This is a genomic window from Cupriavidus sp. CER-90 (assembly GCF_057652055.1).
The window spans coordinates 1,044,172-1,056,181 of the sequence record NZ_JBYGYM010000001.1 but is presented as its reverse complement, the minus strand read 5'-3'; the positions used below and the strand labels follow the sequence as shown (position 1 = coordinate 1,056,181).

The following is a 12,010-nucleotide window of genomic DNA, read 5'->3' as shown; positions in this document are numbered from 1 at the left end:
TTGCGTTTACGCCGCCGGCAGCACACCCTGCAGCCAGTCCAGTTCCCGGAATCCGCCGATGGCATGCCGGGCCAGCAGCGCCGAAAGCACCAGCATGGTCACGCCGACCAGGCGGTCCAGCATCTGCCAGGCGCGCGGATTGGCAAACCACGGCGCGAGCCATCGCGCCCCGAAGCCCACGGCGCCGAACCAGGCCAGGCTGCCCATGCTGGCGCCGGCCACGAACCAGCCGCGCATGGCGGCCGGCTGTTGCGCGCCGATGCTGCCCACCAGCAGTACGGTGTCCAGGTAGACATGGGGATTGAGCAACGTGAAGGCCAGGGCCTGCGCCAGCACGGCGCCACGCGTGGTGCTGGCCTGGCCATCGGCCGCCCGCAGCGCATGCTGCCCGTGTGCGCGCCGCCACGCCCGCCAGCCGTAGCAGGCCAGGAAGACCGCGCCGGCCAATGCCAGCGTGGCCGCCAGCGCGGGCCGTTCGCCCAGGGCGCGGGCCATGCCCATGACGCCGGCGGCGATCAGCAGCGCGTCGGCCAGCGCACACAGCAGCACCACGCTGCCCACGTGCTCGCGGCGCAGGCCCTGGCGCAGCACGAACGCGTTCTGGGCCCCAATGGCAACGATCAGGCCCAGGCTCAGGGCCAGGCCCTGCAGCAGGACGGCGATACCGGGCGGCATGCCCGAAGTTGCGAAGTCGGTCGAATACATGGCGCAAGCTTGCCATCGGCGGCCGGTGAAGCCAAACTAAATTCTCTTCACTGACATTAGCAAAACTCAATCATGCTCGATTACGCGGCGCTTACGGCGCTGGCCGCCGTTGTGCGCGAGGGCAGTTTCGAGCGGGCCGCCCGCGCGCTGCACGTCACGCCATCGGCCATTTCACAGCGCATCCGGATGCTGGAGGAACGCGCCGGCTGTGCGCTGGTGATCCGCGACACGCCGTGCCGGGCCACCGACACCGGCCGCCGGCTGTGCCAGCACGTCGATCACGTGCGGTTGCTCGAACAGGAGCTGCACGGCGCCTTGCCAACACTGGCGCCGCCGGGCGAGGCCCGCGTGCCGCTGCCGGTGGCGGTGAACGCCGACAGCCTGGCCACCTGGCTGGCGCAGCCGCTTGCCGCGTTTGCCGCGCGGCAGCCGGTACTGATGGAAGTGGCGGTCGACGACCAGGACCATACGACGGAATGGCTGCGCAGCGGCGCGGTGCTGGCCGCCGTCACGGCCACCGCGCGACCGGCGGCCGGATGCAACAGCCGTCCGCTCGGGGCCATGCGCTATGTGGCGGCGGCCAGCCCGGCGTTCGTGGCACGCCATTTCGCGGCCGGCGTGGGGGCCGGCAGTCTCGCGCAGGCGCCGAGTCTGGTGTTCAACGCCAAGGACGAACTGCAGTCCCGCTGGGTGTACCGGCTATGCCACCGGCAGGTGCAGTTGCCCCGTCACACGCTGCCGTCGTCGTATGCGTTCGTCACGGCGGCGCTGGCCGGCATGGGCTGGGGCATGCATCCGCAGTCGATGATCGATGGCCATCTGCAGGCCGGAACACTGGTGGAACTGGTGCCCGACACGCCGCTCGATGTGCCGCTGCACTGGCAGCATGCGCGCGCGGCATCGGGCCTGCTGGAAGGATTGACCGCCGAAGTGCTGGCCGCTGCGCGGACGGCGCTGCTGCCGCCCTGAACAATCCGCGCGGCCGGTGCGCGTGCGTCGGCCTCAGCGCAGGGTCACGGCGAAGTCGTCGAGCTGGGTGATGGCGGTGTTCCAGCCCTCGAAGAAGCCCATCTTCTCGTGCTGGTCGCGCGTGGCGTCGTCGGGGTGCATGACCCGGGCGACATAGCGGCTGCCGCCGGGGTCGTCTTCCATCGTGATGATGGCGGTGAAGCCGAGCCACGGCTTGTGCGGGCGCCAGCCGCCGGTCAGCATCGATGTGAACACCAGCCGAAACTGCGGCACGACTTCGAGAAAGCAGCCGGGGTTGTCGCTGGTGCCCCCGTCCGGCCCTTGCATGAAGGTATGGAAGTTGCCGCCCGGCCGCAGGTCGAAGTCGCGCACCTGCGTGGTCCACGGCTTGGGGCACCACCATTCCTTGAGCAGGGCGGGATCCGACCACGCGCGCCAGAGCGCGGACCGTGGCGCGCGCAGTACGCGGGAAATCACGAGATCGCGGGATTCAGCGGCGTTTTCCGGCATGGGTTTGCTCCTCTTGATGCAGTCGCTCGACGAAATCGACCATGCGGTCGGACCTGGCTTCCCACACGGCGCGCTGCTCGGCCAGCCATTGCTCGGCTTGCGAGAGCGTTTCCGGCACCAGTTCGCAGGTGCGGGTGCGCCCGGCCTTGCAGGTGCGGATCAGGCCGCTGCGTTCCAGCACCGTCACGTGCTTCATGAACGACGGCAGCGCCATGTCGAACGGCGCCGCCAGCGCCGACACGGTTTGCGCGCCGCCGACCAGCGCGCAGACGATGGCGCAGCGGGTGGGATCGGCAAGCGCATGGAATACGTCGCTTACCGAGACTTGATAGTTAGCCATGCAGCTAACTATAGGGCAAGAGGCAGGCCGTGGCAATGACGGCCTGGGGTGGCGCAACGATGGGGGGATGCGGTCAGGGCTTGATGTTGAACGTCTTGACGATGCCTGCGTTGCGGTCGTATTCGGCGTGCAGCGACTGGTTCAGGTCCTGCAGCGACTGGGCCGGCATCGGCTCGTAGCCAAGCGCCTCCAGGCGCTCGCGCACCTTGGGGTTGGCCGCGGCCTTGTACACCGCGCTCTGGATCTTCTGCGCCACGTCGGCCGGCATCTGCGCGGACGCGATCACGCCCACCCAGTTGCTGAAGTCGATATCGGGGTAGCCTTGCTCGGCAAACGTCGGCACCTGCGGCAGCAGCGGCGAGCGCGTCCGGGACGCCACCGCGTAGGGCTGCAGCTTGCCGGCGCGGATCATCGGCAGCGAGGTCACCATGCCGTCATACATCAGCGGGATCTGGCCGCCCATCACCTGGGCCAGTGCGGGGCCCGAGCCGGCGAACGGCACGTGCTGCAGGTCCATGCCGGCTTCCTGGTTCATGATGGCGCCGGCGTAGTGCGATGCGGTGCCCGCGCTGTACGAGGCAAAGCTGAGCTTGCCCGGATTGGCCTTGGCGTACGCGATCAGGCTCTTGAGGTCCTTGGGGGGCAGGTTCGGCGCGCCGACCAGCACCATGCGCGAGCGGCCAACCGCGGCCAGCGGACGCACATCTTTCATGGTGTCGTACGGCGTCTTCTGCACCTGCGGCACTTCGGTCAGCACATTGGTGGCGGTCACCATGATGGTCTGGCCATCGGCGGGCGCCGCCAGCATCGTGTTGATGGCGATGGCACCGCCGCCGCCCGGCTTGTTGTCCACCACCACGGGCTGCCCAAGGTCGGCAGCCAGCTGTTCGGCCAGCACGCGCGCCATGACATCCATGGTGCCGCCGGCAGGCGCGGGCACGAGCACGCGCACGGGCTTGCTGGTCCAGGCCATGGCGGCCGGCATCGCCAGCGTCAGGATGGCCGCCAGGATCGCGCGGCGCATGCGAAGGGGGGCAGGTTGGTTCGGCATCTTTGTCTCCATGATAGGTCTTGTAGGTATAGAAAGCCGGACCTGCCCGCGCATTGGGCTGTAGAGGAACGTGTCGTCGCGTTGGAATCGGCAGACCCGGTGAAACAGCCGGCGCGCGCCGCATACGTTGTGCGGCGCGTCGCCGGAAATGCTGCGGCGGTCAGGTCTTGCCTGCCGCCGGTCGGCCGCGCCGCGCGGGCAGCGCCTCGATGATGAAGGCGCGCTGCGCGTCGGTCATACCGTCCCACAGGCCGATTTCGGTCGACGTCCGGCCGCATCCCTGGCAATACCGGCGCGCACTGTCCATGCGGCAGATGTTGATGCAGGGGTTGGCGGGCCGGGTATCGGTGGTCTGCGACATGGCAGTCGTGGGTCAGGGGGTGGCTCAGGCCGCGCGGCGCAGCGGCAGGTTTTTCTGGCCGGACTGGCGGTTCGGCAGCATGCCGTGGGCCGCCAGGGTCTCGTCCACGCTGTCGTACCAGGTGCCGATGCGATAGATCTCGCGCGCTTCCTTGCCCGTGGCAATCTCGCGGCCCAGCTCGTGCGCCACGCGCACGCACTGCTCGATCTGCTGCACCGACGTCATGCGGTTGCCGTGCTGGTCGATGATGGTGTCCTCGATGCCGCAGCGCGGGTGCAGGCCCATCGCCATCGCCATCATGTTGAATGGCAGCACGTTCTTGAGCAGCGATTCGGCGGTCAGCGTGCAGCCGTCCGGCGCCCGGTGGATGAAGTTGAAGAAGTTGAACGGGTTCGGGCCGTCGAAACCGCCGCCGATGCCGATCCAGGTCAGGTTCAGCGGGCCCTTGTACGCGCCGGCACGCACCATGCGTTCGAGCGTTTCCAGGGCGTGCATGCCGGTCAGCTGGAAGTGCGGCTGGATGCCCGCGTTCGACAGGCGGCGCAGGTGCTCTTCCACCCAGCCCGGGCCGGCCGGAACGGTCATCTCGCGGTACGCCTCGATGTACGCCGGGTTCGACAGCGACGTGCCGGCCAGGTACTCGGGGTACAGCAGTTCCATGATGTTCATCTGCGTGGTGTTGATCGCCACGGTGACCTGGTCGGGGGCGGGGGTCAGATCGGCCAGCATGTGGCGCGTATCGTCCGACAGCCATACGGCGGCCTGCCCTTCGTCTTCCGGGGCGAACGAGATCGAGCCGCCCACCTGGATGATCATGTCGGGCACCGCGGCGCGCACGCCGGCGATCAGTTCGTTGAACTTGGACAGGCGCTTGGAGCCCTTGCCGTCCAGTTCGCGCACGTGCAGGTGCAGCACGGTGGCCCCGGCGTTGTAGCAGTCGACGGCCTTCTGGATCTGTTCTTCCATGGTGACCGGAATGTCTTCCGGGAAATCTTCGGGCATCCACTCGGGGCCGTACGGGGCCACGGTGATGACCACCTTGTCCATGTTTTCCGGATGCAGGGAATCGTCGAGGAATTGCATGTTGGTCTCCTGTGTAGGGTGCGTGCTGCGGTGATGGAAGTATCGGCGAACGGTGCGCTGCAATTTGACGATCGGGGACGCTCGATTTACATTTGGGGACAGTCAGGGAAAACGCGATGTCCTACTTTCTGCGCAGCGCCAGCCTTACCAACTATGTGGATGTGGCACGGGCCGTCGGGCTCGATCCCCACCAGATGCTGCGGGCGGCACGCATCAGCCGCAACGCGTTGCTGGACCCCGACATCCGCATTCCCGCCGCGCTGGTGGGCAAGCTGCTGGAGGCCTCGGCCAGCGCCGCGCAGGTGGACGATTTCGGCCTGCGCATGGCCGAACTGCGCCCGTTCGCGAACCTCGGGCCCCTGGCCTTCGTGGTGCGCGAGGAACCCACGCTGCGCCGCGCGCTGGAGTCGATGGTCCGCTACATGGGCCTGCAGAACGAGGCGCTGGTCATGCGGGTGGAAGATGTGGACGACGTGGTGCTGATCCGCCTGCATATCCTGAGCGACACCCCGGGAAGCCTGCGCCAGGCCACCGAACTGGCGGCAGGCGTGATGTACCGCATGCTGACGCTGTTCCTGGGCCCGGCCTGGCGTCCGCGCGGCATCTGCTTCACGCATGGAGCACCCCACAGCCAGGCCGCCTGCATGCGCGTGTTCGGCATGCCGGCGCTTTACGGGCAGGATTTCGACGGCATTGTCTGCGTGGCCAAAGACCTGGAAGCGCCGTTGCCGTCCTACGATCCCGTCATGGCGCAGCAGGTCAAGCGCTACCTGGGCACGCTGCTCGCGCAGTCGGACACCAGCATGACCGACAAGGTGCGCAAGCTCGTGCATGCGCTGCTGCCCAGCGGCATGTGCTCGGTCGATCGTGTAGCCCAGCAGCTCAACGTGGACCGGCGCACCGTGCATCGCTGGCTGGCGCAGGACGGCGTCACCTATTCGGACATCCTCAACGACGCACGGGCCAGCCTGGCCACGCGCTATATCGAGAACCGCGCACGGCCGCTTTCCGAGGTGGCCACGCTGCTGGGCTTTTCGTCGCTGAGTGCGTTCTCGCGCTGGTTCGGCGCGCAGTACGGCTGCAGCGTGTCGAAGTGGCGGGCGCGGCAGGCACAGGCGGACAAGGCGCCGGCGCCATAAATAATGGCCACGCCAGCGCGCACGCCGGGGTGGCCAAACGAAGCTCGACACGGCTGGACGGCGGGGTGCAGGAGTATCCCGTCCGGCTGTGCCGATCCCTACATGATCAGAACTTGTGGCGGATGCCCAGGCTGACCCCGACCATGCTGCTTTGGCCGTTGCCCAGGATGTAGCTGTTGCCCGTGGCACCGGTCGATGCCAGCTGGTTCGTGTTGGCGCCATCGAGGGTCAGGCCGGCGTGCTTGGCGTAGGCCGTGCTCAGGTACAGATCCGTGCGCTTCGAGAATGCGTAGTTGGCCACAAAGGCAACCTGCCACGGATTCGGCGCATTGGTGCGGTTGAAGTAGTCGCGCTTGAGGTCGTCGTAGTCGTATTCCAGCGTCAGGCCAATGGCCGGCGTCACCTGGTAGTTCACACCGATCCAGTAGTAGTCGTCACGCTGGATCTGGGCGTTCGTGGCGTTGTTCTCGGCCTTGCCCCAGCGGTAGCCGCCCATGATCTTGGCGACCGCGCCAATCGTGTAGCTGGCCGCCACCGACGCCTTCTTCAGCGTGGCGGTGTTGCCCTGGTAGACGCCGGCCACATTGTTGATCGACGGATTCCACTGGTCATAGGCAATGGCCGCGCCGAACGGGCCGGCCGCGTACACCGCGGCCGCACCGAAGGCATTGTCGCGACGGAAGGCACCCGGCACCTCGCCGTTGCCGCCGAACGCGATCGTGCCGGCCGGCAGGTTGGGGACGCCCGCGCCGAACGAAAAGTGGGCCATGGCGGTCAGCGGGCCGAACGTGCCGTTGTAGGCCAGCACGTTGTCCTCGCGGAAGTTGTTGCCAGCCATGAAGGCCGCCGGCTCGTACTGCGTGGCGTACGCCGTCGGCATGAAGTTGGCCATCGCCGCGAACAGCGACGTGTACTGACGGCCCAGCGTGATCTGGCCGAACGTCTGGTGCTGCAGGCCAACGAATGCCTGGCGGCCGAACAGGCGGCCGCTCTGCTGCATGGTGCCGTTGTCGCCGCTGAAACCGCTTTCCAGCACGAACAGGCTCTTCAGGCCGTTGCCCAGATCCTCGGTGCCGCGCAGACCCCAGCGCGAACCGGACAGGCCGCCCGAGTTCATGCGATACACCGTATCGCCGGCGCCCGGATTGGGGGTAAAGCCTGCCGCCGAGTACGGGGCAACGTGGTTCGCGTATTCCACGCTTGCGTCGATCACGCCATACAGCGTGACGGTGGATTGCGCGAATGCGCTGCCGGTACAGGCGAACAATGCGGCTACGGCCATGCCCTTGAGCTTCATGAAACAGTCTCCTTTTTTACGTCTTGTGTAGTGGGGGTTCCCGTCGGAATGGGTACTACGGTGTTGTGAAAATGTTGTTGTGTCGCGGCCTGGGCCGCTTCCTGCTGTGGTGCTGTGGTGCTGTGGTGCTGGGGTGCCGCGGTTCAGCGCGCCAGCCGTGCCAGCAGCGCCATGGCTTCCGGCCATGGGCCGAAGCCGGCCGCGGGGTTCAGGTGGCCCACGTGGCCGAGATCGACCAGTTCGCTGCCCCAGTCCCGCGCCATCGCGGTGGCGCGCTCGAACGAGGCCAGCGGATCGTTGCGGCTGGCCGCGAGCAACGACGGAAACGGCAGCGCGTGACGTGGCAACGGCAGCCAGCCGTTCTGGTCCAGCGTGGCCACTTCCGGATAGCCCGGGGGCATCGGCGTTTCCAGGTCGGCGGGCGTGGCCAGCAGCGCGCCAAGGATCTTGCCGGCCGGCACGCGGCGGTGCAGGTGCCAGGCCCAGTGCACGGTGATCGTCACGCCGGCGCTGTGGGCGCCCAGCACGACCGGTCCGTCGATGGCAGCGATGGCCTGGTCGAGGGCGACCATGCGCGCGGCGCAGCTGAGCTTGTGGTGTTCGAGCGGTTGCACGGATGCCACTTTCTGGCCTTGGGCCTCCAGTTCGGCTTGCAGCAGGGTTTGCCAGTGGTCGGCCACGTGGTCGCGCAGCCCTGGCACCAGCAGTACGGTGATTTCGGGGGACAAGAACATCATTGAATCGCTTGCGGGTTGGGGGATGCGCGGTCAGGCTGCGGCGCGGCGTTGGGCCAGGCGTTGCAGGTCCGCGGTATAGGTGCGGCGGCCGAGCAGGAAGCAGATCGCGGCGAGCAGGCCGGCAACGGGCATCCACTGCAGCGCGCCTGCCAGACCGATGTGGTCAGCCATCAGGCCGGTGAAGAACGGTCCCGGCGCCAGGCCGAGCAGGTTGTTTACCAGCGTCAGCGTGGCGAACGCGCTGGCATGGATGCGGGGGTCGGTCAGGTTGGCCACGGCGGCGCTGGCCGGGCCGGCGCTGCCGCCTGCGAGCATCATGCCGCCGGCGATCAGGGCCAGTTGCGCGGTGCCTGCCTGCAGATGGAACGCGGTGCCGAGCAATGCGCAGCACAGCACGCTGTACGTGACGGCCATCAGCCATTTGCGTGCCGGGGCGTGGCGTGCCACACGGTCGGTCAGCGCGCCGCACACGATCATGCCGGCACCACCCACCAGGACGAAGCCCGCAGCGCCCAGGCCGGCTTGCGCGGTGGCCAGGCCGTAGTAGCGGCCCAGGAAGCTGGGCATCCAGGCCAGCAGCGAACCCATCACGAACAGCTGCAGGGCGCTGCCGACGTAGGCGCAGATGATCGAGCGCGAAGCGACCAGGGCGCTGCACAGTGCGCGCAGCGGCATCGGTCCCAGGCGGGGTTCCTCGGCAGCCTGTTCATTGAGCGCCTCGCGTTGGAGCTTCAGGCGCTCTTCGGTGACCAGCAGGCGGTAGAAGCCCACCATCACCAGGCCGAACAGGGCCATGCTGACAAACGCGATACGCCAGCCGAAATGTGCCGAGATCACGCCGCCCAGCGCCATGCCCAGCACCGAGCCGAATGCGCCGCCGGCAATGAATGCGGCGCTGAGGCTGGCGCGCAGATGGCGCGGAAAGACCGACAGCACCAGCGCGATGCCGACGCTGCCGTAGGCGGCCTCGCCGATCCCGACGAAGAGTCGTGCGACGAACATTTCGCCGAACGAGTTGGCGATGGCGCAGCCCAGCGTGGCCAGGCTCCAGAGCGCGGCCATCAGCGTCAGGCTGCGCACGCGGCCCCAGCGGTCGGCCAGGACAGAAAGCGGCAAGGTCAGCACGCCCACCATCAGTGCCACCACGCCGCCCAGCGCGCCAAGATTGGCGTCGGTGAGCGCCCATTCCGCCTTCAGCAGCGGAAACAGTGCGTTGAGTACCTGCCGCGACATGTAGTCGGACAGCAGCAGGCCGAAGCTCAGCGCAAAGACCAGCCACGGGTAATAACGTGAAGCCCGGGCGCTCGGGGCGCTGGCAAAAACTTGAGGACGTGAAATACGAAGTCCCGACATGAACCGTCTCCTGATATTCTCAGCCGCGCCCCGCACAATGCCGGGGGCCTGCTGGCAAGTCGCGGAGTGGCCGCGACCCAGCGAAGTATCGGGGAATGACGGTTGACGGTTTGACTTATCGGGACATCCGTTTTGCTTGACGGGACAGTGCGGGAAAACCCGCTTCGGGTTGCTGCGTAGCCGCGGCTTGCCCGCACCGCGCCCGCACAGTGCCCGGTTACGCGATCGTCACCTTGGCGGCCACCGTGCACGGCGGGCCGGCGGAAATCACGATGAACTGCCCGCGCTCACCGATCCGATCGTCGCCGGGTGCGGCTAGGCGGCAAGGGCGGCCGCGCGGTGGATCTGGTCGTCGGCCTCGTGCGTCCACAGGGTGAAGGCGTCGAACACCCTGTCCACGAGCGCCACGCAGTGTTGCCGCTGCGCGTCTGACAGCGCGATGGCTGCCAGCGCCCAATGGTCGGCGTGCTGCATATGGCCGGATTCGAGCGCGAGATGGTAAGCGCCCAGGTAGCGCAGCTCGGCGCCCAGGCGCGCCTGGAGCGCGTCCGCGAGCGGCGTGGTAAGCGAGAACAGCACATGGCCGGTTTCCTCGATGGCTTCGATCACGGCCAGGCGCTCGGGGCCGTGGGCATCGGCCACGATCGCGCACAGGTCGTACATCAGGACGCGGCAGCGGCAGGTATCGTCGCGCCAGAGCTCGCGCATCGCGTCGGTGGTGGTGGTGACGCGGTCCCAGCCGAGCGTCTCGAAATCCTCCAGATACCACGGCCAGTGATGGTCGTCTTCGAAGGTATGAAGATTGACCTGTTCCTGCCAGGCGTCACAGGGCGGCGTCCGGCGCAGCACGTAGCGGTTGAGGTCGCCGAAGGCCATGACGAAAAATGCGAAGCCGCGCATGAAGCTGAGCCGGATCTGCGGGGGCAGGCTTTCGTCGCGCATATGTACGAACAGCGGCAGTTCCGCATATGCCAGCTTTCTGCGCAGGATGTGGGCAAGCACGGCTTTCATCGGCAATTCTCCGCGCAACGATGCGCTGGTGCGCGTGCAACAAGGCCGGACCAGCATCGGGCTGGATTCTATGAAACGGCCGCGCAAAGTTCAATTGAGGCCTGATGCACTGCAAAGCCACTGTCTGTGCAGGGGCTGACGACTCAGCGCCCCGCTGCCGCGGAGCGGGCCAGGGGCGCTGAGCGCATACCGCGCTCAGCGGCGGGCGGTGAGGGCCAGCACGCCCAGCGCCACGAGTGCCAGCCCGCTGCCTGCCGCCACCACGCCTTGCCAGCCCGCTTGCGTGTACAGCGCGCTGGCGATGGCCGAGCCCGCCGCACCGCCGGCAAAGATCGCGGTCATGTACAGCGCGTTCAGGCGCGCCCGGCTCTGGGCGTCGAGCGCGTAGACCGCACGCTGGCCCAGCACCATGTTCATCTGCACCGCGAAGTCGAGCACGATGCCGGTCAGCGCCAGGCCGTACAGGCCGGCGTGGCCGTGGATCAGGCCGGGGATGAACGCCAGCGCGGCGACGATCAGCGCCGCGAACGATGCCACGCGGGTGTGGCCGGCATCGGCCAGGCGGCCGGCAATGGGCGCGGCCACGGCGCCGAGCGCGCCGACCAGCGCGAACAGGCCGATCTGCGATTGCGACAGCCCGTAGCGCGCGGCCAGTTCCAGCGGCGCGGCGGTCCAGAACAGGCTGAATGCGGCAAACAGCAGGGCTTGCAGCAGCGCGCGCTGGCGCAGCACCGCGAAGCGCGTGAACAGGTGCCACAGCGAGGCCAGCAGGCTGCCGTAGCTGGCACGGTGCTGGGGCACGCGGCGCGGCAGCGTCATCGCGATGATGGCCACGGTGGCCAGCGTCATGGCGGCCGCGATGAAGAATACCGCGCGCCAGCCGAACCACTGCGCCGCCATGCTCGACAGTGGCCGCGACAGCAGGATGCCCGACAGCAGGCCGCCCATGATGGTGCCCACGGTGCGGCCGCGCAGCGCCTCGGGCGCCAGGTGCGCCGCGAGCGGGATCAGGATCTGCACGCTGACCGAACTCAGGCCCAGCAGCAGCGACACCAGCAGGAACACGCCCGGTTGCGAAGACAGCGCCGCGCCCACCAGGCTGGCCGCCGCGGCCACGCCGCTGACCATCAGCAGCCGGCGGTTTTCGAGCAGGTCGGCCAGCGGCACCAGGAAGAACAGGCCAATGGCATAGCCGATCTGGGTCAGCGACACGATCACGCTGGCGCTCTGCGCGGACAGGCCCACGGCAGGCGCGATCAGTTCGATGATCGGCTGGGCGTAGTACAGGTTGGCCACCAGCACACCGGCGCATAGCGAGAACAGCGCGACCAGCGTGCCGGACATGGGAGCGGCGCTGGACGCGCCGGCATTGGGAGAGGTTTGGGCTTGCATGGCTCTGGATGGAGATCGGGTTGCGATGTCCAGAGCGTAGGCGCCCGAAGGCGTTGCGGGAA

The 12,010-nt window shown here is 67.8% G+C and carries 13 protein-coding genes; 2 read left to right on the top strand and 11 right to left on the bottom strand.

Translation table 11 applies throughout. The features are described from left to right. Nucleotides 1-6 precede the first annotated feature (6 nt). Nucleotides 7-705 (bottom strand): LysE/ArgO family amino acid transporter, encoded by a 699-nt coding sequence (locus AC24R4_RS04735; RefSeq protein ID WP_487522369.1) that lies wholly within the window; start codon nt 703-705, stop codon nt 7-9. A gap of 72 nt (nt 706-777) precedes the next feature. Here AC24R4_RS04735 and AC24R4_RS04730 point away from each other — a divergent pair, with 72 nt between their 5' ends. Beyond that, nucleotides 778-1,674, top strand: coding sequence for a LysR family transcriptional regulator ArgP (locus AC24R4_RS04730; RefSeq protein ID WP_487522368.1), 897 nt, complete (start codon nt 778-780; stop codon nt 1,672-1,674). Nucleotides 1,675-1,707: 33 nt separating this feature from the next. Here AC24R4_RS04730 and AC24R4_RS04725 read toward each other — a convergent pair whose 3' ends face one another. The 5 genes from AC24R4_RS04725 to AC24R4_RS04705 form a co-directional block, all read right to left on the bottom strand. Then, nucleotides 1,708-2,184, bottom strand: coding sequence for an SRPBCC family protein (locus tag AC24R4_RS04725; RefSeq protein WP_400396912.1), 477 nt, complete (start codon nt 2,182-2,184; stop codon nt 1,708-1,710). Next, nucleotides 2,165-2,524: an ArsR/SmtB family transcription factor gene (locus AC24R4_RS04720; protein WP_400396909.1), complete on the bottom strand. Its 360-nt coding sequence runs from the start codon at nt 2,522-2,524 to the stop codon at nt 2,165-2,167. Before AC24R4_RS04720 ends, AC24R4_RS04725 begins: the two co-directional genes overlap by 20 nt. A 73-nt stretch (nt 2,525-2,597) precedes the next feature. Beyond that, nucleotides 2,598-3,575 (bottom strand): Bug family tripartite tricarboxylate transporter substrate binding protein, encoded by a 978-nt coding sequence (locus AC24R4_RS04715; RefSeq protein ID WP_487522367.1) that lies wholly within the window; start codon nt 3,573-3,575, stop codon nt 2,598-2,600. Between the two features lie 160 nt (nt 3,576-3,735). Continuing rightward, entirely contained in the window at nt 3,736-3,936 is a 201-nt protein-coding gene (locus AC24R4_RS04710) for a DUF1289 domain-containing protein (RefSeq protein ID WP_487522366.1), read from the bottom strand. Nucleotides 3,937-3,960: 24 nt separating this feature from the next. Then, nucleotides 3,961-5,019 (bottom strand): beta-keto acid cleavage family enzyme, encoded by a 1,059-nt coding sequence (locus AC24R4_RS04705; RefSeq protein WP_092599243.1) that lies wholly within the window; start codon nt 5,017-5,019, stop codon nt 3,961-3,963. A 116-nt stretch (nt 5,020-5,135) separates the two neighbouring features. Between AC24R4_RS04705 and AC24R4_RS04700 the strand changes: the two genes are divergently transcribed. Beyond that, nucleotides 5,136-6,158, top strand: a complete 1,023-nt coding sequence (locus AC24R4_RS04700; protein WP_400396341.1) for an AraC family transcriptional regulator — start codon at nt 5,136-5,138, stop codon at nt 6,156-6,158. A gap of 106 nt (nt 6,159-6,264) precedes the next feature. Here AC24R4_RS04700 and AC24R4_RS04695 read toward each other — a convergent pair whose 3' ends face one another. The 5 genes from AC24R4_RS04695 to AC24R4_RS04675 all read right to left on the bottom strand — a co-directional run bounded on the left by AC24R4_RS04695 (nt 6,265) and on the right by AC24R4_RS04675 (nt 11,948). Beyond that, nucleotides 6,265-7,455, bottom strand: coding sequence for a porin (locus AC24R4_RS04695; RefSeq protein WP_487522365.1), 1,191 nt, complete (start codon nt 7,453-7,455; stop codon nt 6,265-6,267). Between the two features lie 143 nt (nt 7,456-7,598). Next, a complete protein-coding gene (locus AC24R4_RS04690; RefSeq protein WP_487522984.1) occupies nt 7,599-8,189 on the bottom strand; it encodes an RBBP9/YdeN family alpha/beta hydrolase in 591 nt (196 codons plus the stop codon). Between the two features lie 33 nt (nt 8,190-8,222). Beyond that, on the bottom strand, nt 8,223-9,545 hold the full coding sequence (locus AC24R4_RS04685) for an MFS transporter (protein ID WP_487522364.1): 1,323 nt from the start codon (nt 9,543-9,545) through the stop codon (nt 8,223-8,225). Between the two features lie 315 nt (nt 9,546-9,860). Beyond that, nucleotides 9,861-10,556, bottom strand: a complete 696-nt coding sequence (locus AC24R4_RS04680) for a hypothetical protein (protein WP_487522363.1) — start codon at nt 10,554-10,556, stop codon at nt 9,861-9,863. A 195-nt stretch (nt 10,557-10,751) separates the two neighbouring features. Further along, a complete protein-coding gene (locus tag AC24R4_RS04675) occupies nt 10,752-11,948 on the bottom strand; it encodes an MFS transporter (protein WP_487522362.1) in 1,197 nt (398 codons plus the stop codon). Between the last annotated feature and the right edge of the window lie 62 nt (nt 11,949-12,010).

What these genes read in the sequence shown, in the direction of transcription:
- AC24R4_RS04735 (WP_487522369.1), bottom strand. Translation starts at nt 705, where the DNA reads ATGTATTCGACCGACTTCGCAACTTCGGGCATGCCGCCCGGTATCGCC.
- AC24R4_RS04730 (WP_487522368.1), top strand. Translation starts at nt 778, where the DNA reads ATGCTCGATTACGCGGCGCTTACGGCGCTGGCCGCCGTTGTGCGCGAG.
- AC24R4_RS04725 (WP_400396912.1), bottom strand. Translation starts at nt 2,184, where the DNA reads ATGCCGGAAAACGCCGCTGAATCCCGCGATCTCGTGATTTCCCGCGTA.
- AC24R4_RS04720 (WP_400396909.1), bottom strand. Translation starts at nt 2,524, where the DNA reads ATGGCTAACTATCAAGTCTCGGTAAGCGACGTATTCCATGCGCTTGCC.
- AC24R4_RS04715 (WP_487522367.1), bottom strand. Translation starts at nt 3,575, where the DNA reads ATGCCGAACCAACCTGCCCCCCTTCGCATGCGCCGCGCGATCCTGGCG.
- AC24R4_RS04710 (WP_487522366.1), bottom strand. Translation starts at nt 3,936, where the DNA reads ATGTCGCAGACCACCGATACCCGGCCCGCCAACCCCTGCATCAACATC.
- AC24R4_RS04705 (WP_092599243.1), bottom strand. Translation starts at nt 5,019, where the DNA reads ATGCAATTCCTCGACGATTCCCTGCATCCGGAAAACATGGACAAGGTG.
- AC24R4_RS04700 (WP_400396341.1), top strand. Translation starts at nt 5,136, where the DNA reads ATGTCCTACTTTCTGCGCAGCGCCAGCCTTACCAACTATGTGGATGTG.
- AC24R4_RS04695 (WP_487522365.1), bottom strand. Translation starts at nt 7,455, where the DNA reads ATGAAGCTCAAGGGCATGGCCGTAGCCGCATTGTTCGCCTGTACCGGC.
- AC24R4_RS04690 (WP_487522984.1), bottom strand. Translation starts at nt 8,189, where the DNA reads ATGTTCTTGTCCCCCGAAATCACCGTACTGCTGGTGCCAGGGCTGCGC.
- AC24R4_RS04685 (WP_487522364.1), bottom strand. Translation starts at nt 9,545, where the DNA reads ATGTCGGGACTTCGTATTTCACGTCCTCAAGTTTTTGCCAGCGCCCCG.
- AC24R4_RS04680 (WP_487522363.1), bottom strand. Translation starts at nt 10,556, where the DNA reads ATGAAAGCCGTGCTTGCCCACATCCTGCGCAGAAAGCTGGCATATGCG.
- AC24R4_RS04675 (WP_487522362.1), bottom strand. Translation starts at nt 11,948, where the DNA reads ATGCAAGCCCAAACCTCTCCCAATGCCGGCGCGTCCAGCGCCGCTCCC.